The sequence below is a fragment of the Longicatena sp. 210702-DFI.1.196 genome (assembly GCF_020563125.1).
Lineage (GTDB): Bacteria > Bacillota_I > Bacilli_A > Erysipelotrichales > Erysipelotrichaceae > Longicatena > Longicatena caecimuris.
On sequence record NZ_JAJCPX010000004.1, the window covers coordinates 1 to 25,827 of the forward strand.

Below are 25,827 nucleotides of genomic sequence, written 5' to 3' on the forward strand. Positions count from 1 at the left end.
CCCTATGATAATTTAGAGCGTTTTTTCTTTAAACCCTACGTTAATTTAGAGCCCCGATTTTTTTGATTGCGCCAATTTATTTTTTATACGTTGTATATCCTGTTTTAAATCAGCATAGCCAACATGATGTGGCTGTAACTGCTTCAAAATATTTTCTTTTTTTTCAAGAACATACATCCAATATTCTGTAAATAAAGGATGTTGATCTAAAAAAACACCAAACAAAATCTCATCCTCAGTTAATGTTTGCTCACCGCTATGTACCGATAATATTTGATAATAGTGCTGTTCATGCACCAGATCCTCACCATCAATCACAAAATGATGCTCATTCAGCCATCGTCTTAAATCATCGACATGATTATTCGATTGTAAAACAAGTTGTGTACAATGATGTGCTTTTTCTATGTCCTGTGCCAGTATGGAAGTAATACTTTCCCACCCCATACCAGCGATCGTAATACAAGTAATATCATCCGCCACATTCTGTAGACCATCACTTAATACGGTATGGATCCGATCTTCAAGATGCACTTCTTTAATTGCCTTTGCGCCCCGCTGCAATGGTCCTATATGAATATCACAGGCATAAGCTTTTTCGCACTTCCCACTTTGCATCAATGCTATTGGAAGCATAGCATGATCACATCCGATATCCGCTAAAATGCAAGGGCTATTTACCATATCGTAAATAGCCTTTAATCGTTTACTTAATTTCATCTTAAGGTTTATCAACAAAATCCTTTAAACGTTTTGAACGGGTTGGATGTTTTAGCTTACGTAATGCCTTTGCCTCAATTTGACGAATGCGTTCACGAGTAACATTAAATTCCTTGCCGACTTCTTCTAAAGTTCTTGTTCTTCCATCATATAATCCAAAACGCAGACGCAGCACCTTTTCTTCACGTTCTGTCAATCCTTGTAATACGGTATTTATTTCATCCTTTAACAGCTGATTGTTCGCATATTCATCTGGTGATAAAGCCTCTTTATCTTCAATAAAATCACCCAAATGTGAATCGTCTTCTTCACCGATTGGTGTTTCTAAAGATACTGGTTCTAGAGCAATCTTCTGAATTTCACGTACTTTTTCAGGAGAAATGTTTTCCATTTTCGCTGCAATTTCTTCTGCCGAAGGATCTCTTCCTAAATCTTGCACCAATTGACGCTGAATACGTGTTAATTTGTTAATGGTTTCAACCATATGTACAGGAATACGAATTGTTCTCGCCTGATCCGCTATGGCACGGGTAATTGCCTGGCGAATCCACCATGTTGCGTATGTTGAGAATTTAAATCCCTTTGTATAATCAAATTTTTCTACTGCTTTAACAAGGCCCATATTTCCTTCTTGAATCAGATCCAAAAACAGCATGCCTCGTCCTACATACTTTTTAGCAATAGAAACAACCAGACGAAGATTGGCTGAAATTAATTTTTTCTTAGCCTCTTCATCTCCAGCCTGTATTCTTCTGGCAATTTCTGGCTCTTCTTTCGGATCCAGCAATTCTACACGACCGATTTCTTTCAAATACATTTTAACCGGATCATTAATCTTAGTATGAGAAGAATTGGCAAAAGATTGTTCTAAGCTTTCAATCTCTGCTGCTAAAGAGTCTTCCTCTTCATCTTCATCATCTAAAAAATCAATGTCGTCATCATCACCAACAAGAGCGTCGTCATCTAATAAGTCAACATCGTCTTCATCATCTTTGACAGCGATGCCGTTGTCGCTGAACCACTGCAACAATTCATCAAAGTCTGCATCACTCATATCTAAATGTTCAACCGCATCCATGATATCTTTTTGATACAGTACCTTATTGACCTGATATGCTTCCTGCAATTCATCTTTGATTTCATCTAATGTCTTATATTCCTGCAGCTGTGCTTTGGCTTTCGTTTTTTTCATATCTCTACTTCCTTCCTTGGCAGAGCCGTTCTCCGCGTTCTTTGATAAGTTGGTTTTTCTCACCTGCTAGCTTGGCTTTTTCCATAGGATCATTCACTGTTTTGATTTTTTCATTCAGCATTTGAATCTTATCATCAAGGAAACAGTCCTTAACCTTTTCTACCGCTTCTTTCAATACTTCCATATCTACCTCTTCTCTTGCTAGCTCCCAATCTGCTATATCAAGTGCTAACGTCTTGACCGTTTCTTCTTTGATGGTATCTAACAAATCAGCGATTTCCATGAGCGTATGCGTGCGATAATAATCGATGATATAGATTGCAAGCTTATTACAAGTATCATCCTTCAAAAAACCTAATTCTTCTTTATAGTAGTTGCTGGCAGAAATACCACTTAACATCTGCGAGAGTATTTCGTATTCGGCATGACTTCGTCCACTTTTGGGAAAAGTCAAAAAACTTCGTTTTCCAAATGTTTCTTTTTTCTGAATCTGTCGTTCATTTATAGCAGTATTTTTTTCCTGCATATCAAAATCAGTCAGTTCACGAAGTCGGATATAATAGCTTTCTTTTTCAAAGTCATCCTGCAGATGCTTTATGGCATCAGCCATTTCCATAGCAAATTCTTTTTTCTGTGAATAATTATCTAAATTATATCTTGTTAATAGGTATTCAAACAGAAAGTCTATCCAAGATAAGGTACGTGAAGAGAGAGCGATCAGTTCATCTTTACCATAAGCATCAATGATCTCATCCGGATCCAATCCATACCGATTATCGACGATTTCAAATGCAATTTGTTCCTGAACGGCCATCTTCCCAAACTTATAAGTTGCATTTTTTCCTGCCATATCCCCATCATAACAAACAACGATAGGAACATGAAGCATCTTTAATAATTGCAATTGTGTTTTGGTGATGGCTGTTCCTAAAGTAGCAAGCGCATTATGCAATCCAACCTTTTCAAATGCTAAAACATCCATTGCACCTTCAACCAAGAAGACCTTTTTGGCTTTTCTTGCTTCTGGTTTCGCCCGATGATAGTTAAAGATTAAATCCCCTTTTTTATAAACATCAGTTTCTGTTGTATTTATGTATTTCGCCTCGTCACTTTCTTTTATGCGGCGGGCTGTAAATCCAACAGGATGACCATCTGCATCATGAATTGGGATCATGATACGATTCGCAAACACATCTTTCATCCCCATAGAACTCATACGGGCAAGACCGGCAGCTAAAATGTCACTATCCGGTATTTTTTTTGCATGAAGGAAACGATATAATGCATCTTCTTCAGGATTATACCCAATTGCAAAGGTTTTGATAATCGCGTCAGTAAGATTACGTTTATATAAGTATTCTTTTACATGACGAGCATCTAAAGTATCTAATTGATAGTGCGTATATTCAATTGTTTCTTGATTTGCCTTATATAAGGCAGCTAAATGAGGGTCGATTTTTTTGACAGGAAGAGCCAAAGAATGCTCAATGGGTACTCCGGCATACTCTGCCACTTTATAGACTGCCTCAATAAAAGAAATTTTTTCATACTTTTGGACAAAACCAAAGACATTGCCGCCTGTCCCACATACAAAGCATTTAAAAATCTGTTTATCCGCATTTACTGACATGGATGGGTCATGATCATCATGAAAAGGGCACTGAGCAACATAATTACGCCCTTTTCGTGTTAAAGGAACATAGCGTCCTACGACATCAACAATGTCAGCTTTGGCGCGAATCTGATTAATTTCCTGCTCACTTAATCGAGCCATGCGCTACACCACACTTTTCGCTTATAGTTTGATACGTTCTTCAATATATGATACTAAATCATTCAGATTTACACGTTCTTGTTTCATCGTATCACGTTCACGTACGGTTACACAGTTATCTTGTTCTGTTTCAAAATCCACTGTGATACAGAATGGTGTACCGATTGCATCATTACGACGATAGCGTTTTCCGATACTTCCTGCATCATCATAATCACAATTTGCAACAGGCGCCAACATCTGGAATACTTCCATACCTTTTTCGCTTAATTTCTTTGACAATGGTGTAATACATGCCTTAATCGGCGCAAGGAAAGGATGCAAATGCATAACGATACGCGTATCATTTTCTAATTCTTCTTCATCATAAGCATCGCATAAAAAGGCTAACATCAAACGTTCCACACCAACGGCTGGTTCCACACAATATGGCAAATATTTTTCATTCGTTGTAGGATCTAAATATTCTAATGATTTTTTACTTGCTTCTTGATGCTGTTTTAAATCATAATCTGTACGGTCTGCGATTCCCCATAACTCACCCCAACCAATTTGAGAGTGAAAGTTATATTCAATATCACAAGTACCCTTGCTATAGAAAGCAAGTTCTTCCGGTGTATGATCACGGAAACGCAAATGCTCAGGATCTACCCCTAAATCTGTCAAAAATTTCATACAGTAGTTTTTATAATATTCATACCATTCTAAATCTGTTCCCGGCTGACAGAAGAATTCCAACTCCATTTGTTCAAATTCACGGGTGCGGAAGATAAAGTTACCTGGCGTTATCTCATTACGGAAGCTCTTACCGATCTGACCAATACCAAACGGCAGTTTTTTACGCATAGAACGCTGAACATTTTTAAAATTGACAAACATTCCCTGCGCTGTTTCCGGACGTAAATAGATGGTATTTTTACTATCTTCCAAAATACCTTGAAAAGTCTTAAACATCAAGTTGAACTGACGAATATCAGTAAAGTTGTGCTTACCACATTTCGGACAAGCTATATGATGTTCATTGATATACTCCATCATCGCTTCATTGCTCCATCCTTCGACACTGACTTCACCATTTGTTGCTTCTTCAATCAGCTGGTCAGCACGGAAACGTGATTTACATTCCTTGCAATCCATCAAAGGATCGCTAAATCCACCAACATGTCCACTGGCAACCCACACACTAGGATTCATCAAGATAGCGGATTGGATACCGACATTATATGGTGATTCCTGAATAAAACGGCGCCACCAGGCTTTTTTTATATTTTCTTTCAATTCCACACCTAACGGCCCAAAATCCCAGGTATTAGCCAAACCACCATAGATTTCACTACCCTGATAAACAAAACCACTGTTTTTCGCGTGGGCCACGACGGTGTCAAATAATTTTTCGCTGTTCATAGATACGCCCCTTTCAAAAAAAACACATCAGCTGATGATGCTTAGCGAACAATTAAAAATAGTTACAAGAATACACTATAATATAACACTTTTTAAAGGAAAATGTCAATGCGAATCGTGTGATTTTCCATGATGTTTGCGCATTTTGTTTGAGTTCTGCTTTCCTTTTGTCACCAATTCTTTTTCCACCTAGAAAACATTTGTTTACTTAAGATAAAAAAAGCCCTATTTCACATTTCATCAAGCATTCACTATTACTTTTTCACAAAAAAAATGAAGGATCAAATTAACTTGATCCCTAATTCTAATAATATTACAATAGCTATTCTTACATTGCTATGATCGTTTTTAAAAATTTTACACTTTTCAAAGATATTCCGGCGTATTCATAAAAAAATGCATACAAATCTTCAAAATTTTGATAGGTAAAAGCTTGATAGCTTTTCAAAATATCATAATGTTCCATATGCGCCTTACATAACAAACGAAATACTTTCAAATCTTCTTTAGAACGCATAGCATCCTGTTCCATACGGTAGCAGGAATGACATATGAAACCACCATCCCTTATGGAGATTGCATAAATTGCCTTTTGATTGCCACAGCGCACACAACCATCCACGTAAGGTTCAATACCATGCATACGATTCATGATTGCTTGAAATAAACATAAAATCCGTATTGGATGCGTTGTTTCTTGTAAGATATCCAAAACCGTTTGCACGACCTCAAATACATCTTCCTCAAATTTACTGGCATCTATACATTCACAAACATACGCGGCAATGCTTTGCTTTAATAGATCTTCTCGGATATGGCGATAGCCTTCGATAATTTCGGCACTACGTAATGTGTAAATACTGCGTGTTTCTTGTAAAGGCAACTGCATACGTACATGGGTGAACAATTGGCATGCCGGAGCGTTTTTGCTTTTCACCTTTTGAATTCCCCTGGCATTCACATGCACAATGCCGCGTTTTCGACAAAGCACATGTAAGATAGCATCGTGTTCACGATATTCCTGATAACGAATGATGATGCCTTCTAACTCATCCTTCATGCGTATCCTCTAATTCTAAATAGCCGAATTGCTGCAATTTGTTACTGCGATTGCGCCAATTCTTTTCTACACGCACATATAATTCAAGTTCTACTTTTTTATGAAATTTCTCTTTCAATTCTTTTTGCGCAGCTAAGCGAATGCTGCGAATCATCGCCGCCTGTTTTCCTATCAAAATAGCTTTTTGCGATGTGCGTTCCACGACAATAAGAGCCTGTAAGAAAACAGCGGTAGCTGTTTCTTCTTTTCTTTCAATAACGACTGCTACGGAATGAGGGACTTCTTCATTAGTTTTATACAAAACCTTCTCACGAATGATTTCAGCTATCTGAAATTGTTCGCCGTGATCACTCACCATTTCATCTGGGAAAAATTTCGGTCCTTCTTCTAAATATCCCTTCGTGACTTCCAGTAAGTCATTCAGATTATCCTTTTGCAAAGCGCTGACGGGAAAAATTTCTGCAAACGTGTGACGTTCTTGCCATTGTTGCAGAGTACGAATTAGTTTTTCTTTGTCTAAAAGATCAATTTTATTTAAGATCAAAAAACATGGGATATGCGATTGTTTAATTTTTTCTAATAAAAATTCATCCCCACTGCCAAAGCTTTGTGTAGCATCCACGACCCAGAAATTAACATCAGCTTCTGCAATTGCTGTATAAGCATTACGATTTAATGTTTTCCCTAGCTCATGTTTAGGCTTATGGATTCCCGGCGTATCCGTAAAGATAAATTGCGCATCCTCTCTGGTCAGTATTCCACTAATATTGTTTCTGGTTGTTTGCGGTTTCGGGGTGGTAATGGCAATCTTCTCATTTAATAGTGCATTAAGCAGTGTGCTTTTACCAGCATTCGGACGTCCGATAATAGCGATAAATCCTGATTTATAATTCATGATAGATCCTCACTGTCAAAACTCATTGGCAATAATTCCGCAATCGTTGTCACCAATGTATCTTTTCCATTGCTTAAAACAATCGGTGTATCCTTTTCTAATAGCTCCACAAGTACCTGACGACAAGCTCCACAAGGCGTGCCGATCCGTTTACCATCGCTGACAATTGCTAAAGAAACAATATCCTGCTTGCGATAGCCTTGAGAATAAGCTGCAAATATTGCACTACGTTCAGCACAATTGCTTAAGCCATAGGATGCATTTTCAATATTGGCCCCTTGAATATATGTACCATCTTTTGTCTTTACACAAGCTCCTACATGATATTTTGAATATGGCGCATAGGCATTTTTCATCGCCGCGAATGCTTGCGTTAAAATATCATCATAACATTCCATAAATTTTACCTCCTATAATAATGATACCTGAAATAGCTGCTGCTATGGATATTACCAATACAGCGGCAGCTGCATAGTCTTTGATTTTTTTGGCTTCCAATGAATATTCCGGTGAGATTTTGTCAGTAATGGTTTCTACTGCACTATTGATAAATTCAAAGGCAATCACCAGTGCGATCATAAGAATGATCACAAGCCATTCCCATACTGTTAAGTGCAAAAAGATACAGGCAATAAAAACAAATAAGCCTATCAGACATTGTAAAGCAATGCTGTGATCATGCCGAATACCATCAAACAATCCCGCAAACGCATAGCGGAATTTATTTATGAACTTTTTTAGGAACGATTGCATCTAATATCACATCCTGTAACGCAAACATTATTTTCTCATCATCTTTTTCCATATGATCATAGCCTAACAGATGAAGCAGACCATGGGTAAACAAAAAACACACCTCTCTGCGCAACGAATGACCATATTCCGCTGCCTGATCTACCACTGCTTGAACATTTATGAAAATATCTCCTAATTCATCCAGGCCTTCCATCATTTCATAAGTATCTTCTTCATCTTTTAGCGCAAAGCTGATAACATCCGTAGGACGGTCTATATGGCGATACTCACGATTGATTTCATGAATCATTGCGGGGTCCACAAAAATGATAGAAGCGTTGTAATCTTGTGATAAAGATAATATCATTTTCGTCCGTTCGGCGATTGCTACAAAATCTTTTTTATAACGATTCCAGCGTTTCTCGCTGCTTTGATTGTTGATGATAACATTCATAAGAAACACACTCTCTTTCATACTGTTTTATTATAACATGGTTTATGATGCTCTTCCTATAAGTTTTTGCATTCTTTCATAGCAATCGAATGTTTTAAGGATAAAGATGGATATCACTAATATTAAATTAAACATTTCTTTTTCATTTGCGGTATCCATATGTAAGTATTGTGATACCATTTATGTAAAAGTTCTGTATACATCAGGTAAAAATTCTGTTAAAATAAGAGTGTTTCAGAAAGGTTTTGGGAGGTTTTCTTATGATACATACCGCAGCACAGACCCTGACCCTGTCCAGCATCAGCTGGGACTTCATTATCGGAGGATTGGCATTATTCCTTTTTGGAATCCAATTTATGGGTGACGGGCTAAAGAGTATCGCAGGAGAAAAATTAAGAGATTATATCGATAAGTACACAAACAAGCCATGGAAAGGGATCTTGGTCGGTACTATCATCACTGTATTTATTCAGTCAAGTTCAGCAACTAGCGCTATCGCAATCGGTTTTGTCCGGGCAGGCTTAATGAGCTTGGAGCAATCGGTTGGAATCATCATCGGGGCGAATATTGGTACGACCATCACGGCATTTCTGATTGGTTTAAAAGTTGAAACACTGGCATTATATTTTGTCTTCCTCGGTGTCTTAATCACATTGTTTGCAAAACGTAAAAAACAAACCTATATGGGACAGATTGTCTTAGGGTTTGGGTTATTGTTTTTTGGCCTTCGTCTAATGGGTGATGAATTGAGCAAATTGGGTGAGTTGGATTTCTTTGCAAATCTAGCTACCACCATGCAGGATCAACCAATTTTAGGATTCTTGTGTGGTATTGGAATGACTGCTGTTGTCCAATCCAGTAGTGCCGTTGTCGGCATCATTCAAAAGATTTATGATTCTGGTGCCTTGACATTGACGGCGGCTTTACCTTTTGTTTTTGGTAGTAACATCGGTACGACCATCACGGCTGTGTTTGCTTCAATCGGCGGCAGTATTTCTGCCAAACGAAGCGCTGCTGTTAATGTTTTGTTTAATGTAGTTGGTTCTATCTTATTTATGTTCTTATTACATCCTTATGTAGATCTGATCACGAATTTGAGTACCACATATCATATTTCCCCAATGATGCAAATAGCGATGGCTCACATTTTGCGTACCTTAGTAATTTCCATTCTCGCCTACCCTTGCATCAATATCATGGTCAACATCATAAAGAAAGTGATTCCAGGAGAAGAAGAAAAAATCGAACTCAATTTGGATGTACTTGATCCCAAACTGGCCGCATCCTTGCCAGCTGGAGCTTTAGGTGTTAGTAAACAGGTTACCGTGAAAATGGGTGAACTAGCAGCTGATTGCATTCGCGCAAGTCAAGATTATTTTAATAAACAATCCGGCAAGTATTGCAATGCCTCTCGACAATATGAAGATGCCATCAATTCTCTGGATGCCAAGATTACAGATTATCTGGTAAATATTGCTCATAATAGTTTGAGTGAGCATGACACGGATGAATTTATTTCCAATCTGCAAGTCATTAAAAATATAGAACGTGTCGGTGATTTGACAATGAATTTAAATGAATTCTTTGAATTAACCTATGAGGATAAAGGAAACTTTACCGATGAGGCAATTCGTGATGTGAACGAAATGTATGCAACTGTTTTAGAGATGAATGAGATGGCCTTGGCTTATTTCACAAGTCGTGATGAGTCTTATTTGAAAATGTTGGATGATAAAGAAAATTATTTGGATCTTGTTGAAGAAAAAGCTCGCCAGCGTCACTTCAAGCGTATGGCTGGTGAAGTCTGTGGATCCGGTGTTGCGGCAAGTATTTATGTTGATATCCTTGGTACCCTAGAGCGTATTGGTGACCATATATGGAACATTGCAAAAGAAGATAATGAACCTATCCCAATGCACAAAACATTAGCCGAACAAGCCATTTAATTGTTTTATCATGATGAAGACCGCTTCAGTCAAGAAACGGTCTTTTTTTTACAACATTTTTTCAGAACCTTACCAATGCTGTAAGCCTTTTTCTGATATTACTTCTATCATCCTTATCCGAAATCATAATGCTGCCCTTTTACCATATAAATGATATGTTCACAAATATTTTTTGTATGATCTCCAGCACGTTCGATATTTCTAAGCATGGCACTTATTTCAAATAGTTCTACTACCAGCGTTTCATTCGGATGTTGCAACAAATTCTGTTTCAGTTCCTCATACAGTTGGTTAATGCCTTCATCTTTTTTAGGAAGTTGAAAAGCTGCTTTTACATCACGTTGTTCATATGCCTTTAAAGTTTCTTTCAACATTTCAATAAAGCGTTTTTCCATTGCCGCCGCATATGCCATCACGTTTTCTTCTAATACTTCAGATTTAATTAAAAAAGCCGCAATATTTTTAGCATAATCTGCAATTCTCTCTAATTCACTGGCTATTTTTATATCTGCCACCACTTTGCGCAAGTCACTGGCAACCGGTGATAATAAAGCTAAAGAGCGCACGGATTGATCATTGATTTCTTCTTCTAAATGATTAATAAAATCATCTCCCTGCACTATATCCAGAGCAATTTCACGGCTTGGTTTTTCCAAAACACAAACAACTTTTTCATGCATTTGTACAACACTTTCTGCCATCCTTTTAACACTATCTTCATTAACTTCTAGCTCTTTTTCAATTTTAACCATAATCTGACCTCCTATCCAAATCGTCCGGTGATATAATCTTCTGTACGTTTATCATCCGGCTGCTGAAAAAGTTTGCTTGTTTGATTACATTCAACAACTTCACCCAAAAGGAAAAATGCCGTTTCATCACTGATACGTGATGCTTGTTGCATAGAATGTGTTACAATGACAATCGTATAGTCTTTTTTCAATTCTTCCATTAAATCTTCAATCTTGCTTGTCGCAATCGGATCTAAAGCACTGGTCGGTTCATCCATTAAAATAACTTCCGGTTCCATAGCGATTGCACGCGCAATACATAGACGCTGCTGCTGACCTCCGGACATTCCCAAAGCACTATCCTGTAAACGATCTTTAACTTCGTCCCATAAGGCGGCTTTTTTTAACGATTGTGCAACAATATTATCCAAAATTTTTCTTTTTTTTATGCCCTGACAACGCGGACCGTAAGCAATGTTGTCATAAATGGACATAGGAAAAGGATTTGGTTTTTGAAAGACCATGCCAACTTTTGTACGTAAGTCTACAACATTCATTGAAGCATCATAAATATCAACACCATCTAATGCAATACTCCCTTCAATGCGACAGCCTTCAATTACATCATTCATGCGATTTAAGCAGCGCAAAAAGGTTGATTTGCCACAGCCACTGGGGCCAATCAATGCAGTGATATGATTTTTTCTTATCGTAAGATCCACATTTATCAATGCTTGTTTTTTTCCGTAATATAAGTTCAATTTCTCTACTTGAAATATCTGTTCATCCATGTCTTTTCTCCTATCTTTCCATATTCTGTACACATAAAACGATTTACCATCTTCAGGGTTTTCCATTGCTTCTTTTTCAATACCAGGCTTTATTGAAACGCCGGCTCATCAATTTCACCAAGAGATTTAACATGAATACAAACACCAAGATCACAATTGAAATCGCACAAGCTAATTCAAAATTGGGTTGCTCACTACTCATGATGTTATAAATATGTACCGCAAGTGAAGTACCTTGGGAGAGCAGCGTTGGACTATCGTTAACATAGGTTCCCATCGTATATATTAATGCGGCACTTTCTCCGATAACACGACCAATACTCAATAAAACACCACTCAAGATGCCGGGAACGGCACATGGCAACACAATTTTAAAAATTGTCTGACTTTGGTTAGCTCCTAATGATAAAGAAGCATCACGCAGTGTTTGCGGAACGATTGCTAATGCTTCTTCGCAAGAGCGAATGATGATTGGTAATAAAATAATGGCCATTGTCAAAGAACCTAATAAAACATTCGTTGTATCAGCTCCTGCTAATTTTGTTAATGGGAATAATACAGCGACGCCCATTAAACCAAAGATGATGCTCGGGACTCCTGTCAACATCTCAATAGCACTGCGAATCCCTGAAGTGATTTTATTCTTAGCCGCATATTCATGCAAATATATGGCTGCGCCGATTCCTAAAGGTAACGCAATCAATAAGCTGATTATAATGAGATACAATGTTGTAAGTAATGAGCCACGAATACCTCCACCAGGTGTTTTGAAATAGATTTTATTAATTGAAACGGCATCTTGATCTAGCAATCTTGCTACTGTTTTCGCATCTTGTGAAACGATATTGCCAGCTAAGCGTGTAGTTCCCTGTGTTGTTTGATAGGATAAGTTTTCTAATAAATAGCCACTTTCAGCACTTATGGAAGGCTTATTTTGACGACTTTCATCCTTAAGATGAGCAAATGGGGAAGCATCATCTATTGCTTCTACAAGAACGATAGCCTCATTATTTTCATTTCTAGCATCAACGAATCCAACACCCCAACGTTCACTCCAATACATATCATCCGAGGCATCTTCAGGTGATTTATACGTACTGGGATGATTGTTTTTCTCCTGGATACTCGTCATGTAGTTTTTTGCCCAATAATCGCCTGTTAATAATTTCATTCCAAGCATACCACTACCTTTACTAAAGATGAATATGAAGATACTCAACAATAACAATACACATATTGCACTGGATGCATATGTAAGCATGTTCAATATACCATCCGTAAAACGACGTTTATTTTTTTGATTGCGCATAGTTTCATTCATTTTAATTTCCCTACTTTCTTCTTCACTAGATTCAATATTAAATTTGACAGTAGTATAACCGCCATCAGTACCAATCCAGCAGAAAAACGTATATCATAATCTAAACCGGTCGTTTCTTTCAAACCGGCCAACATGGTCGTTGTTAAAGTACGGGTAGTATCAAACAAATGAAAGGTTGGGCCGAACATCTTATTCCCTGCGACCATTGCAACAGCTGTAGCTTCGCCAAAGGCTCTGCCAATACCTAAAATGGCGCCTGCGAAAATACCTGATTTCGCTGCTGTCAAAACAACCTTAAAATGCGTTTGTGTTGCTGTAGCTCCTAAGGCCAATGAACCAAGCTCTATTTCCTTATCGACAGAGCGAATAGCCGTAATACTTAAGGCTGTAATTGTAGGGAAAATCATAATTGCCAATAATAGAATAACAGCCAATAAAGAACTTCCCCCTGCTGTAACAAAACCGAAATTAGCAGCTAAGGAACTAACAAGCAAAGTGATCGTACCAGAAGCAAATACGCCATATACGACAGAAGGTATAGATGCTAGTAATTCGATAACAGAACTCAAAAGTACGGCAATACGCTTTGGCGCTATTTTTGCGATATAAAGAGCAGTGAGCACGGATATCGGAAAGGATAGCAGCATAGCCCCAAAAGCAGAAATGAGCGTATTAACGATAATAAATCCAACACCGTAAATCCCCTGATCTTGGCGCCATGTCATACCAGTTATAAACGGAAGAAAATCAACACTGCCATACGTATAATTGGGAAGAAAAGGTGCTATGCCTTTGATACTGATAAATACGATGATCACTGCAATCGCGCTGGATGCTAAAAGTGCCATCATCAAAAAGAGTTTTTTCATCCTTTGATCTTTTCTTAATTTCTTTTGATTCTCTATTGTATTAATATACTGTTTTACATAACTCTTCATTTTTACCCTTCCTCTTATCATAGGAAAGAACAGCTCTTCATTTCCCTTTGAGCTGTCCTTTTCAAACACGAATTATTTTACATCTTCCCAATTCGTAGTTTCACCAGTAAAGATTGCTTTTAGCTGTGCCTGTGTCAAATTGGCAAAGTCGTTATTCTCTTTATTTACAACAGCCACAACAGCATCAATACAGTATTGTCCACTCTTCATAGCTTTCGATATATCACCATCTTCTTCCTTAAAGGCACGTGATGCAAAACCGATATCGCCACGATTTGCTCCATCTTTTTCTGCACCTAATACACGTTTTGTAGCATCTCCACTACCCGAATGATTCATAACAAATTGGAAATTACCTGCCATTGGTGAAAATTGTTCTAGTGCAGCTTTTAATGTCTTTTCCACAGAAGTGGAACCACATGTCGTAATGGTAATTTTTGAATTATCTTTTGTTACAACTGGATATTTTTTCGCTAGTTCATCCCAAGATTTTGCTTTGCTCATATCAACTTCACCGCCGTTTTTCGCGACAACTGCCATACCTTCGCTGGAATTTTGAAGATAATCCAAGAATGCCAGTACCAACTGTTCTTTATCTGCACTGCCAAAATCATTTTTGGCTCTTGTCACAAAGTTGAATGGTCGCTGCAGTTGATAAGAACCATCCAATACAGTTTCGCTGCTTGCTGTCACACCCTCAAATTGCAAAGCTTTGACATTGTTCTTGGCAAAGTCTGTAGATAGTGATGTATAACCGATACCGTTTTTATCAGCACCCACTTTCGCCGCCATATCATCGTTACTGGAAACCTCATTTGCCTGCTTTGTCAGCTTTCCTTCAAAGTCTATTCCTTTCTCAAAAGCTTCTCGAGTTCCACTTGATGCATCTCTTGTATACACCTTGATAGCACCTGTGACTTTTCCTGCATCATCACCTGTTGCATTTCCACAACCTGCTAATAATCCTAACACAACTAAACTTACAAATATTTTTTTCATCTTAACCTCCATCTAACCGTTTTTTTAACGGCAACATATTCCTCCTTGAATACGCTCTTATCTTAAACCATAAATATAAATAGACCATCAATGTCGTGTTAAGCATTTGTTAAATAATTGTGATAATTACACTCTTTATAAAAAAAGAAATCATTCGGGTAATCACTAATACATTGCTTATTACCTTTCCTGTTTTTCTTACCAGCTATATAGAATTTTCCAAAATTTCCTTGCCAAGTTTATGTGATAATGCTATAATATGACAGCAGTAAAAACATGTCGCGTTCGGCAAGCGGTTAAGCCACAGCCCTCTCAAGGCTGTACCACGGGTTCAAATCCCGTACGCGATACCATGATAAAAATAAGCCCGAGTCATCGAGCTTTTTTTATGCGCGTTTAAGTATGAATCATTTTGATTTCGCTTTATACAAAATCATCTATTCATGTTAGCCTTTATTATTTTACGAACACATCATAAAACAATAATTGTGATAACAGATTTAACATGCATCAGAATTGTCGATACATGGTTTAATCACATAATCCCTATCTGGTAAATTGGATTTTGTCAAAATAGTCTTTGTTGCGACATTATTTCTTTTCATAGGTCTTCTGCCATCTGCTTTTATGATAATCCTACCATTTTTTCTTCACATTCAATATACTTTTCTCATAACTGCTTACGGAGCTATATATTACAACTATAAAAATAACAAAAAGACACGCTTATGTATGATCACTAGGAAAGAAACCGGTTCATTTATTTTATAAACTTGATGGTCATTTCATAATGTAAGCGTGTCTTTTAATTTTTTAACTTTATCCGAAATAAGGTTCCTTTGCCATAGGTGCTTTCCACTTCTATGTTACCGCCATGTGCCTCAATGATGGATCTGACGATCGGCAATCCTAAACCGCTACCACCACTTTGACGACTGCGTGCATCATCTACACGGTAAAAACGATCAAAGATTTTTTCCATATCCTTCTTTTGTATGCCGCATCCTTCATCCTCTACTTCAAGGATGTAATACGTAGTTTCCATACGGGTACGTAAGGTAATGGTACCGGAATCACTATATTTAATCGCATTGCTTAGCAAATTTAAGATTACCTGAAGCATTCTTTTAGGATCACAAAAGGCATATTCTAATGTCTGATAGTCCTTTTGAATGTTCAGTTGCTTTTTTTGCGCATTTTTCCATAAAGAATCGCATGCCTTATCAAATAAAGCACAAACATCACATTTTTCACGCTCTAAAATAACATTAGACAATGATAACCGTGATAACTGTAGCAAATCTTTGACTAAAACATCTAAACGTTGTACTTCCTTTGCCATCTGTGATAAAAACTCTTTTTCCGTGATGGGATCATCAAAATCATCACGGTTTAAGATTTCTACCATTCCTTTTAATACAGAAATAGGCGTTTTTAATTCATGAGAAGCATCAGCAATAAAACGTTTCTGCATCTTTTCCCCTTCCAATGTCTTCGATATATCTTGAAACAGTACCAAACAACCGCTATATTTACTTTTCGCCAATACCGGTATGCTGATAGCTTGAAATTCTACTCCATTGATATTTATGATCTTATCCATATCACGTTCCAAGATAAAAGCATCTTTAATAAATTCACGTACTCCATGAACAAAGGGATTATCTAAATAAGTTAAAGGCTCTAAATGACTCATGCATAACGATGCTATATTGTTATGCATGACAATGTTACCAAATTGATCAATCAGCAACATGGGAAAAGGAATACTTGAGACAATTGTTAATAACTGTTTATTTTTCAAATGTGCATCTTTAGCCGTAGAACGTATTTCCTCTTGTAATTCCTTATTTTCTTTGCTTTTTTTAGATTCATACTGCTGTTCATAAACCACTTCTACAATATATAATGAGATGGCCAATAATAACAAAATCACATATACATTCCATTGTGTCTCATACGCTAGCAAAGCATAGCTGCAAGTCAAAAGAATAAACCATGCATATTTAGGCAGTTTCATGCAATTCCTCCAGTAAATAGCCTACACCTCGACTGGATTTGATATGAACATTAGAACCTTGTAATTTTGTGCGCAATTTAAAGACATGTACATCAACGATGCGCGTATCCCCATCATAATCAAACCCCCAGATATCATTTAAAATGGCATCTCTTGATAAGACGATGTTTTTATTAGATACAAAGTACTCAAGCAAGTCAAACTCTTTTTTCGTCAACGTTAAAAGCTCATCTTTCAATAAAGCTTCACGTCGCTTTAAATTGATACGTAACTCTCCAATTTCCAAGTCTTTTTCCATTCGTTTGCTCTGACGTTTCATATGAGCATTTACTCTTGCTAATAATTCTCGTGGCGAAAATGGCTTTGTGACATAATCATCCACACCTTGATCAAATGCATAAAGTATATCGGTTTCATCATCTCTAGCTGTCAGCATGATCATCACGCTGTCTACATGCTGTGTACGTAATTTCTGAACGATTTCGATACCGCTGACATGGGGTAACATCCAATCAATGATTAACACATCAAAAGGTTGCTTTAAAGCAATATCCAATGCTTCTTGTCCATCCCCACTTTCTACGATCGTGTGTCCAGCTTTGCGCAGATCATAAGAAATGATCTTACGAATATTTTCTTCATCTTCAATCAGTAAGACTTTTGCCATACCTTTCTTCCTCCTGTTCATAGCGTTCAATAATCTTTTGAACCAGTGGATTACGGACAACATCAAGACTTGTCAGTTCCACAAAGGAGATTCCTTCAATTCCTTCCAACAGCTGTTTTGCATTTAATAAACCACTGTCCTTTTTCTTAATCAAATCAATCTGAGTAACATCCCCTGTAATGACGATACGAGAATGAAACCCCATACGGGTAAGAAACATCTTCATCTGCGCTCTCGTCGTATTTTGTGCTTCATCTAAAATAATAAAAGCATTATCCAATGTACGACCACGCATATATGCTAATGGCGCGATTTCAATCACTTCTTTTTCTAACAATTTTTCTACTTGTTCCTGTCCTAAGGTATCATATAATGCATCATATAACGGGCGCAAATAAGGATCAACCTTTTCCTTTAAATCTCCTGGTAAAAACCCCAGATTCTCACCAGCTTCAACTGCTGGACGCGTTAAAATAATCTTTCGTATCTCACCCTTTTTTAACAGACTAGCTGCATATACAACAGCTAAATAGGTTTTACCCGTACCGGCCACACCACTGGCAAAAACTATTTCTGATTTACACATGCATTGAAATAAATAACGTTGACCAATCGTTTTTGGATAAATCAATTTTCCATTCACTGTTTTACCAATCGGTTTTTGATAGGTCAAAGAAAGTTCATGCAAACGATGCAATTTCGCCAAACGGCATACATATTCAATATCTCTAGGTTGTACATCTAAATGCTGTTCCATCATTTGAAAAATGGCCTTAATGATTTCCTCAATTGTCGCAAACGTTGTTTTATCATCGCATAAGACACTTAGCTGATTATTACGCATAATCATTTCACAAGCAAAGGCTTTGCGTAAGATTTCCAAGTTTTGATCCTGGGCACCGCATAATTTCACGATCCATTCCATGGGATATTCTTCTAAAGCAATAGCATAATTTTGACTCATACAGACTCCTTTATTTTTATGGTGTTGTGATATCTTGTAGTAAAGTATAATGAATCACCATCTTTATTTTACCCATATCCTTGGAGAATTGCAAAATATTTTCCTTATGAATCTTATCATCTTTATGAAAATCTTGACTGACCTGTGCTCTGGCAGCCATTAACAGTTCAAAATATTGAAAAGCCTTCGGCATTTTGGTATCATCCATGCTTACTGTCACATCTCGCCATGTGTATGCGAAGACCCGCCCTTTTACATAAACTTCTTGATTTTTACTTTTACTATCAGCGATGACATTGCTGACAAGAACATCGCCTTTATGCACAAATTCATTTACTTTATGCACTTTATTTCCATGCTGTATATCAAAACGAGCAATGACGCCATCTTGTTTGGCAATGAGTTCACGATGATGCAACGTTTCCAAAGTGGCGAATTCTTTAGGTGTATACGTGATGATATAACGGCTGCCTCGCTTTTCTATTTCCAACCAAGCAATTTCATTCTCTAGTTTCTTTTTTAAAGCTTCCTTTAATTTATTTTCATCTTGATGATGAAATGGTGTCGTATATCCCATCTGTTTTAATGTTTTTTGAATCAATATGCGACTCTCGTCTTTTTCTCCCTTGATTGTTACCTCAAAGATAGTAGAACTGAGCCCATACCAAATAAGAATGGCTGCTACCACACTCAAAAGACGTGCTGGTTTTACCATACTGCGTAACAAATACCCTAACATCCCAGTCGTTGTCAAAAGAACAGCCTTCGGCAATAAGCGATAAATCGTATGCCGCTGTAAAACAGATGTGTAGAATTGAATTTCTCTTTGATGTATCGTAATGTCATATAGTTCAAGATTTCCTTGTTTACAAATATGCAAAAAAGCACTTGCATCCATCTGTACTTTCCATTTATCAAGACCAAGTTTTTTTCTAGCTTTCATATTGGAATGTCAGTTCCAGGAAGCAACCTTCCAGGAGCAGTTCCTCCTTTTCCAATGCCAGCATATGCAACTTATCTCCTCTGATTGAAATTTCCATCTGCGGCATTCGAATCTTTATGAGAGTTTCACTGACCAAAAGTACCTCTTGATAATGTTCAATTGTCATCTGGTTTTTATCAATGGAAAGCATGTCGTCACCTCTATACAAGATACGTTTTTGCTTTTCTATTTATGACTGTTTCTCTTCCGCCTCCTTCACATCTTTATTATAAAGAAGAATAAAGAGAGGATTTGTTATAATTTTGTTAATTTTTTGATACGATGAGCTTACTACCAAAAAAACAGAAAGTTTTTCAGTTTGTTTGTAAAAAATAGCACATACCTTTTATATAGGCATGTGCTATTTTTATAAAACTTTGCTTAAGAATTCTTTTGTCCTAGCATTTTGAGGATGTAAGAAGACTTCTTCTGGTGTTCCTTGTTCTGCAATTATGCCGCCATCCATAAAGAAGACACGATCACTGATTTGTTTTGCAAAGCCCATCTCATGCGTTACTATGACAATTGTCATTCCCGTATCTGCTAGTTCCTTTATGACCTCTAACACATCTTTGACCATTTCTGGATCAAGTGCACTAGTTGGCTCATCAAATAAAATCACATCCGGTTGCATTGCCATCGCACGTACAATTGCTAAACGCTGTTTCTGTCCACCTGACAACTTTCTTGGAAATTCATCCTTCTTGTCTAAGAGTCCAACTTTACTTAACAATTCACATCCCCGCTTTTCTGCTTCTTCCTTAGACATTTTCAATTCTAGACAAGGAGTGATGGTAATATTATCAAGCACACTGAGATGCGGAAACACATTGAAATGTTGAAAGACCATTCCGATTTTTCTGCGGTGTAAATCTAAATCTACGCTTTTATCCGCTATATTAACACCTTCAAAAATAACTTTGCCTGAAGTAGGCACTTCTAGCAAATTCAAACAGCGTAAGAAAGTACTTTTTCCTCCACCACTAGGTCCGATGATAGACACAACTTCCCCTTCATGAATTTCTTCGGTGATTCCTTTTAATACTTCCAACTCACCAAAACGTTTGGTTAGATTCTCTACACGAATTAAAGCTTCTTTAGTCACTGACACGCATCCTCCTTTCCATATATTTTACAAGTTTACTTAAACTGTAGGTAACAATCAGATAAATGATGGCCGCAATCGTCAATGGTTCTAATGAGAAATAGGTCGCTGTCTTTACGATATTGTTAACACTCATTAATTCACCGATATAGAAAGAGGAAGCCAATGATGTTTCCTTTACCATCATAATAAATTCATTTCCTAAAGAAGGAAGAATGCTCTTAATAGCTTGTGGGAATATGATTTTAACCATCATATGCTGATTACTCATTCCAAGACTTTTGGCAGCTTCCCACTGTCCTTTATCGACAGACAGAATACCACCGCGAATAATTTCAGCAACATAAGCACTACTATTAATGATTAAAGCAACAATCACACTGACCAGCATCGGAATATCACTGTTGATAGCCGCAAAAATACTTACAAACAACCATAATTGCAACAACAGAGGTGTACCACGTATTGCTTCTACATATGCACTTGATAATAATTGTATAAAACGATTCTTGCTCAATTTGATGAGAGCGAAAGCCGTTCCAATCAATGTACCACCTAACACGGTCACAAAGGCTAATCCAAGTGTCATACCCAAACCTTCTAAAAACATTGGCCAATAACGTACAGCAATTTTCCATGTTCGTTGGAGAAAGTTTCCTTCAATTTTTTGTTTATCGTAATTTACAGCAGCCTGATACCATTCTTCATATAACCCCTTATCTCGTACCTGCTGAATGATTTCATTCGTTTTATTTAATAGTGCAATTTCACCTTTAGGAATACCGACTCGTGTTCCCATATAATCAGGATTTAGTTTAAAGAGCAACTGTTTGCTCATGTGGATACCTTCATTCTGTTTTGCAAAATCCTGTCCGGTACCATAAGCGCAGGCAACGGCATCTACACTGCCATTTTTTAATAGGTTTATACCATCATTTAATCCGGTGATATATTGAATGTTGGCCTCTTTCAGTTGTGTCTTTACATAATAATCTTGTAAAGAACCTGCCTGTACTGCAACCTTTTTTCCTTTAAAATCGCGTAGTTTTGTATACACATCTTTTTTATCTGCCTTAATTAGCAATCCCTGCCAGCTGGATTCCCCATTTTCATCATAGTAAGATTCACTCATTTCCATCGCATCCATTCGCTCAGGCGTTTTGGTAATGCCGGTGATTGCCATATCAATCTGACCATTTCCAAGACTTGCCAATACAGCATCAAAATCCATTGCCTTAATGGTCAGTTTGACCCCCATCTCATCAGCAATATATCTGGCAAAGTCCATATCACTACCGACGTATTGATCTTGTCCTGTTTTCGTCGTATCGATAAATTCATTCGGTGGAAAGTCTGGTGAGGTTCCAACAATCAGTTCTCCACGTTCCATGATTTTGTCTAACAGTTCCCCTTCACCATTCGCCTTGGTGCTTTCTTTTGCCTGTATCTGTATTAAAAAGCTTCCACAAAGCACGCTAAGTAGGATAAATAAGGTACTTATTTTTGTGAATTTCTTCATCATCATCTTCCTTTCTCACTCATAAAATAAAAACGCCGTCTCTATTCCAGAGACGACGTTTTATCGCGGTACCACTCTAGTTATTCCTATAATCTATAGGAATCCCTCAACCTGTAACGCTGGTCAGCGGTTTCTCCTACTAAGTTCAAAGAAACACTCCCAGATGCGTTTCCATTATCACGTTACCGTTGAACTTCCACTCTGTTTCAACTCGCTGTTGGTATATGATAATGTACTCTTCTGATCATGCGATTTTTTATAAGTGGCTTTATCATACTGGATTCATTTTTATTTGTCAATACATAATAGAAAGTTTCTATAACGATTCTTAAAAAATCATGCCCATTTGTTTTTATGCCAGTAACAAGATAATAATCGAGGAAGAGAGAATAATTAATTTCCGTCCTCTCACACCACTGTACGTATGGAACCGTATACAACGGTTCAAAACAATACAAAATATGCTTGAACTGAAATCGATTTGCTTTGGTTCTTATTCCTAGATACAGAGATTTGCCTCGACCTTCCTTCACCTCACGATGAACACCCTTGGTTCTGGCTAGTGATTGACGACTGTGATGAACGCCTCCACCGTACTCTTTTACCACCTAGTTATGATCCATGCCAAGAACACGAAAAAAACATCATGCTAGCACACATGATGTTTCACTGATTATTTACCAAAATAACGGTCTAATAAGCCTTTAAATGCTTTGCCATGACGTGCTTCATCACGTGCCATTTCATGAACCGTATCATGAATCGCATCTAAATTAGCAGCTTTTGCTCTTTTTGCCAAATCAAATTTACCTGCTGTTGCGCCATTTTCTGCATCTACACGCATACGTAAATTCTTTTCTGTAGAATCACTTAAAACCTCACCCAATAATTCAGCAAACTTCGCTGCATGTTCTGCTTCTTCAAAAGCCGCTTTTTCATAATACATGCCGATTTCTGGATACCCTTCACGATGCGCAACACGTGCCATTGCTAAATACATACCAACTTCACTGCATTCCCCTTCAAAGTTCATGCGTAAATCGTTCATGATATCTTCACTGGCACCCTGTGCAACGCCAAGGACATGCTCAGCAGCCCAACTCATTTCACCTTCTTGTTTCGTGAATTTTTCAGCAGGTGCTTTACAGATTGGACAGAATTCAGGTGCTGTATCACCTTCATGTACATACCCACATACACTACATACAAATTTAGCCATTGTAATATTTCCTCCTTATAGTATGTTAATCGATTATATTTTACAACATCCTAAGCAAAATGTGAATGCATTTGCCCTTTTTCTATCCCAAGTTTATCCTATAGTGTATATCTGGATAATCATCTTCCTTGCTTAAAAAAACGATGGCATCTACATACCATCGCTTTCCTCATAATGACATATTTTTACGTTGAAACAACACATTTGCAGCACTAAAACAACCAATAGCAATGAGTAACAAAATACCACTCATATACCAGCCTTTAGCTGCATTGACAATTAAAGCATCTCGATCAAACAACGTCATAAGCGTTGCATATTTCATATTTTCTAAATTCCCCTTCATGTTTGCCAACATTTGAACGAGTATAAAGTATATTCCAAATCCTGCGCCAAAGGTTGCTGCCTGCCGATATTCATTGCAGATACAGGAAAACAAGAAACTAATTCCTGCCAGTGCCATATGCAAACACAACACACCGAAATTCAACCGCAGATAGGCTGCCACATCTAAATCCTGAGGAAACATAAATGAGCTACACACTAAACCTAGTAGCGTACAATACGCAATCAGCAAGAGCAGATTGGTAAGCAAAACAAAACATTCTGTCCGCCACACACAGCCACGTGTACTTCCCGAGGATAAAAGATATGCCATAGATCCATTATCAACTTTCTTGGCAATGTATTTTAAAGATAACAAAACCGTGAACAAGAAAGGAAATACGATCATTAACATTCCGTATAGATAGGTTGATAAAAAATGCACCAACGTAGCGGTGGAACCATTCATGCCCACCATTGACATGATTTCCGGCATCATTTTGGCAAATTCATCCAATGCACTTCCTAAAGAAGGATCAAACATCGTTAACATGATAGTCGTATACATCGTAAGGATCAAGCAGAAAATCAATAATAATTTCCAGCTATTCTTCATTTCAGTCACATATAACGCTTTATTCACCATGATGCTCACCTCCATAATATTGCATAAAGATTTCTTCCAAGCTTTGATGAGTAACATCAATATCTTCGACTTCATAGTGAGACAGCGTTTGAATGAGCTTAGCTAGATTTTTATGAATTTCAACTTCTACCATATGCTTATGCATTGCTGTAATATAAAACCCCTCCTGTTGAAAGCGGACAACTTCATTTATATTCGCAAAACGGATCTGATAACGGCGTTTTTTAGATTGCCGCAAGGTTTGTGCATCTTCCACACAGACGATATGGCCATCTTTGATAATGCCGATACGATCACATGTTCGTTCAACTTCTTCAAACATATGTGAAGACATTAAGATGCTTTTGCCTTTCATCTTTTCTTCCTGAATTAGATCCACAAAAACATTTTGCATTAATGGATCTAAACCACTGCTGGGCTCATCCAGTATCAAAATTTGGGGATCATGCATAAAAGCAGCGACAATGCCAACTTTCTGTTTCATTCCTTTACTCATTTTCTTAATTCGCCCACTTGGATCAAGTTCAAAACGTTCCATTAATTCTTCACAGCGTCCCATATCTTTCATACCGCGAAACTTTGCCATAAATTTTAAAAATTGCATGCCGCTCATTTCTTCCCATAAGTTTATTTCACCAGGAATGTAGCCAAGCTCTTTTTGTATGGTAGCTGCTTGCTTACCACAATCCATTCCTAAGATAGAACAATTTCCTTCTTTGGCAAAAATAAATCCCAGTAAATGACGAATCGTTGTTGTTTTACCAGCACCATTAGGCCCTAAAAAGCCAAATACTTCTCCCTCATCGATAGTAAAGCTAATATCAAATATTCCCTTACCATGCCCATAGTCACAGGTCATATGCGAAATTTCTATCGCCTTCATCAATTTCCTCCTCACCAAACAGTTTATGTCATCTGTTTTACCATTACTGACATTATAGCAGATTCTTTATAAGCTACAATGATTTTCACATTTTCTCTGCATTTTAGATAGGTTCATTGCATGAACAATACTTCACCTTCTTATAAAATTAATTTCTGCTATGAATCTAACTGTTCAGGAAATGACACTTGTCTATTTCGAATGTAATGGATTGTTTTTTGTAAATGAAACATAAAAAAAAGAGATCCTCGATCTCTTCCTATTTTCCACGACGTGCTTTACGTGCAGCTTCTGACTTTAACTTACGACGAACGCCAGGTTTTACGTAAAACTCTCTTTTGCGAGCTTCAGCAAGGGTTCCATTTCTTGACACTTGACGTTTGAATCTACGTAAAGCATCATCAAGAACTTCGTTTTCTTTGACTACTACTTTCGGCATGATTTACCCTCCCTTCTGATGCAAGCATATTTATTATACTGAAAAACATATGAAAATGCAACAGAAATATAACATTTTTCTAGCATTTACCCATAAAAT

At 37.4% G+C, this 25,827-nt stretch carries 26 protein-coding genes, 1 tRNA gene and 1 other annotated feature; of the genes, 2 read left to right on the forward strand and 25 right to left on the reverse strand.

Features of this window, described 5'->3' with window-relative positions; translation table 11 throughout:
- Nucleotides 1-45: 45 nt before the first annotated feature.
- The 9 genes from LI241_RS02890 to ybeY all read right to left on the reverse strand — a co-directional run bounded on the left by LI241_RS02890 (nucleotide 46) and on the right by ybeY (nucleotide 8,234).
- The gene (locus LI241_RS02890; protein ID WP_227150999.1) at nucleotides 46-720 is read right to left on the reverse strand and encodes a class I SAM-dependent methyltransferase; all 675 of its coding nucleotides are present in this window, start codon (nucleotides 718-720) and stop codon (nucleotides 46-48) included.
- 1 nt (nucleotide 721) lies between these two features.
- Nucleotides 722-1,912 carry an RNA polymerase sigma factor RpoD gene (rpoD, locus tag LI241_RS02895; RefSeq protein WP_008688418.1) on the reverse strand — a complete coding sequence of 397 codons (1,191 nt, stop codon included), beginning with the start codon at nucleotides 1,910-1,912 and terminating at the stop codon, nucleotides 722-724.
- 4 nt (nucleotides 1,913-1,916) lie between these two features.
- Nucleotides 1,917-3,686, reverse strand: coding sequence for a DNA primase (gene dnaG / locus LI241_RS02900; protein WP_008688416.1), 1,770 nt, complete (start codon nucleotides 3,684-3,686; stop codon nucleotides 1,917-1,919).
- Between the two features lie 21 nt (nucleotides 3,687-3,707).
- Nucleotides 3,708-5,090, reverse strand: a complete 1,383-nt coding sequence (locus tag LI241_RS02905; protein ID WP_008688414.1) for a glycine--tRNA ligase — start codon at nucleotides 5,088-5,090, stop codon at nucleotides 3,708-3,710.
- A gap of 328 nt (nucleotides 5,091-5,418) precedes the next feature.
- Nucleotides 5,419-6,150: a DNA repair protein RecO gene (gene recO / locus LI241_RS02910; protein WP_008688413.1), complete on the reverse strand. Its 732-nt coding sequence runs from the start codon at nucleotides 6,148-6,150 to the stop codon at nucleotides 5,419-5,421.
- Nucleotides 6,140-7,045 carry a GTPase Era gene (era, locus tag LI241_RS02915; RefSeq protein ID WP_008688412.1) on the reverse strand — a complete coding sequence of 302 codons (906 nt, stop codon included), beginning with the start codon at nucleotides 7,043-7,045 and terminating at the stop codon, nucleotides 6,140-6,142. The genes recO and era overlap by 11 nt, the downstream gene beginning before the upstream one ends.
- Nucleotides 7,042-7,443, reverse strand: coding sequence for a cytidine deaminase (cdd, locus tag LI241_RS02920; protein WP_008688411.1), 402 nt, complete (start codon nucleotides 7,441-7,443; stop codon nucleotides 7,042-7,044). Before cdd ends, era begins: the two co-directional genes overlap by 4 nt.
- A complete protein-coding gene (locus LI241_RS02925) occupies nucleotides 7,430-7,798 on the reverse strand; it encodes a diacylglycerol kinase (protein ID WP_008688410.1) in 369 nt (122 codons plus the stop codon). Before LI241_RS02925 ends, cdd begins: the two co-directional genes overlap by 14 nt.
- The gene (gene ybeY / locus LI241_RS02930; RefSeq protein WP_008688409.1) at nucleotides 7,767-8,234 is read right to left on the reverse strand and encodes an rRNA maturation RNase YbeY; all 468 of its coding nucleotides are present in this window, start codon (nucleotides 8,232-8,234) and stop codon (nucleotides 7,767-7,769) included. The genes LI241_RS02925 and ybeY overlap by 32 nt, the downstream gene beginning before the upstream one ends.
- Before the next feature lie 260 nt (nucleotides 8,235-8,494).
- On the opposite strand from ybeY, the gene LI241_RS02935 reads away from it, so the two are divergent.
- Nucleotides 8,495-10,180 carry a Na/Pi cotransporter family protein gene (locus LI241_RS02935; protein ID WP_008688408.1) on the forward strand — a complete coding sequence of 562 codons (1,686 nt, stop codon included), beginning with the start codon at nucleotides 8,495-8,497 and terminating at the stop codon, nucleotides 10,178-10,180.
- 113 nt (nucleotides 10,181-10,293) lie between these two features.
- Here LI241_RS02935 and phoU read toward each other — a convergent pair whose 3' ends face one another.
- The 5 genes from phoU to LI241_RS02960 all read right to left on the reverse strand — a co-directional run bounded on the left by phoU (nucleotide 10,294) and on the right by LI241_RS02960 (nucleotide 14,960).
- Entirely contained in the window at nucleotides 10,294-10,932 is a 639-nt protein-coding gene (phoU, locus tag LI241_RS02940) for a phosphate signaling complex protein PhoU (RefSeq protein ID WP_008688407.1), read from the reverse strand.
- 11 nt (nucleotides 10,933-10,943) lie between these two features.
- The gene (gene pstB, locus LI241_RS02945; protein WP_008688406.1) at nucleotides 10,944-11,702 is read right to left on the reverse strand and encodes a phosphate ABC transporter ATP-binding protein PstB; all 759 of its coding nucleotides are present in this window, start codon (nucleotides 11,700-11,702) and stop codon (nucleotides 10,944-10,946) included.
- 76 nt (nucleotides 11,703-11,778) lie between these two features.
- Nucleotides 11,779-13,023 (reverse strand): phosphate ABC transporter permease PstA, encoded by a 1,245-nt coding sequence (gene pstA, locus LI241_RS02950; protein WP_008688404.1) that lies wholly within the window; start codon nucleotides 13,021-13,023, stop codon nucleotides 11,779-11,781.
- Complete coding sequence (pstC, locus tag LI241_RS02955) at nucleotides 13,020-13,961, reverse strand: phosphate ABC transporter permease subunit PstC (RefSeq protein ID WP_008688403.1); 942 nt, start codon at nucleotides 13,959-13,961, stop codon at nucleotides 13,020-13,022. Before pstC ends, pstA begins: the two co-directional genes overlap by 4 nt.
- Nucleotides 13,962-14,033: 72 nt before the next feature.
- Complete coding sequence (locus LI241_RS02960) at nucleotides 14,034-14,960, reverse strand: substrate-binding domain-containing protein (RefSeq protein WP_008688402.1); 927 nt, start codon at nucleotides 14,958-14,960, stop codon at nucleotides 14,034-14,036.
- Between the two features lie 278 nt (nucleotides 14,961-15,238).
- On the opposite strand from LI241_RS02960, the gene LI241_RS02965 reads away from it, so the two are divergent.
- Nucleotides 15,239-15,313 (forward strand) — tRNA-Glu (locus LI241_RS02965).
- Nucleotides 15,314-15,765: 452 nt separating this feature from the next.
- Here LI241_RS02965 and LI241_RS02970 read toward each other — a convergent pair.
- The 11 genes from LI241_RS02970 to rpsU form a co-directional block, all read right to left on the reverse strand.
- Entirely contained in the window at nucleotides 15,766-16,980 is a 1,215-nt protein-coding gene (locus LI241_RS02970) for a cell wall metabolism sensor histidine kinase WalK (RefSeq protein WP_008688401.1), read from the reverse strand.
- The gene (locus tag LI241_RS02975) at nucleotides 16,967-17,647 is read right to left on the reverse strand and encodes a response regulator transcription factor (protein ID WP_008688400.1); all 681 of its coding nucleotides are present in this window, start codon (nucleotides 17,645-17,647) and stop codon (nucleotides 16,967-16,969) included. Before LI241_RS02975 ends, LI241_RS02970 begins: the two co-directional genes overlap by 14 nt.
- Nucleotides 17,625-18,611 (reverse strand): PhoH family protein, encoded by a 987-nt coding sequence (locus LI241_RS02980; protein ID WP_008688399.1) that lies wholly within the window; start codon nucleotides 18,609-18,611, stop codon nucleotides 17,625-17,627. The genes LI241_RS02975 and LI241_RS02980 overlap by 23 nt, the downstream gene beginning before the upstream one ends.
- Nucleotides 18,612-18,627: 16 nt before the next feature.
- A complete protein-coding gene (locus LI241_RS02985; protein ID WP_008688398.1) occupies nucleotides 18,628-19,554 on the reverse strand; it encodes a sporulation protein YqfD in 927 nt (308 codons plus the stop codon).
- Nucleotides 19,544-19,744: a YabP/YqfC family sporulation protein gene (locus LI241_RS02990; RefSeq protein WP_008688397.1), complete on the reverse strand. Its 201-nt coding sequence runs from the start codon at nucleotides 19,742-19,744 to the stop codon at nucleotides 19,544-19,546. The genes LI241_RS02985 and LI241_RS02990 overlap by 11 nt, the downstream gene beginning before the upstream one ends.
- Nucleotides 19,745-19,960: 216 nt before the next feature.
- Complete coding sequence (locus LI241_RS02995; protein ID WP_008688395.1) at nucleotides 19,961-20,698, reverse strand: amino acid ABC transporter ATP-binding protein; 738 nt, start codon at nucleotides 20,696-20,698, stop codon at nucleotides 19,961-19,963.
- Nucleotides 20,691-22,217: an ABC transporter substrate-binding protein/permease gene (locus tag LI241_RS03000; protein WP_008688392.1), complete on the reverse strand. Its 1,527-nt coding sequence runs from the start codon at nucleotides 22,215-22,217 to the stop codon at nucleotides 20,691-20,693. Before LI241_RS03000 ends, LI241_RS02995 begins: the two co-directional genes overlap by 8 nt.
- A 45-nt stretch (nucleotides 22,218-22,262) precedes the next feature.
- Nucleotides 22,263-22,473: a binding site (T-box leader), on the reverse strand.
- 417 nt (nucleotides 22,474-22,890) lie between these two features.
- Nucleotides 22,891-23,436, reverse strand: a complete 546-nt coding sequence (locus LI241_RS03005) for an NADH peroxidase (RefSeq protein WP_008688391.1) — start codon at nucleotides 23,434-23,436, stop codon at nucleotides 22,891-22,893.
- Nucleotides 23,437-23,605: 169 nt separating this feature from the next.
- The gene (locus tag LI241_RS03010) at nucleotides 23,606-24,406 is read right to left on the reverse strand and encodes an ABC transporter permease subunit (protein ID WP_008688389.1); all 801 of its coding nucleotides are present in this window, start codon (nucleotides 24,404-24,406) and stop codon (nucleotides 23,606-23,608) included.
- The gene (locus tag LI241_RS03015; RefSeq protein ID WP_008688387.1) at nucleotides 24,396-25,289 is read right to left on the reverse strand and encodes an ABC transporter ATP-binding protein; all 894 of its coding nucleotides are present in this window, start codon (nucleotides 25,287-25,289) and stop codon (nucleotides 24,396-24,398) included. Before LI241_RS03015 ends, LI241_RS03010 begins: the two co-directional genes overlap by 11 nt.
- 259 nt (nucleotides 25,290-25,548) lie before the next feature.
- Nucleotides 25,549-25,728: a 30S ribosomal protein S21 gene (gene rpsU / locus LI241_RS03020; protein WP_008688385.1), complete on the reverse strand. Its 180-nt coding sequence runs from the start codon at nucleotides 25,726-25,728 to the stop codon at nucleotides 25,549-25,551.
- Nucleotides 25,729-25,827 lie beyond the last annotated feature (99 nt).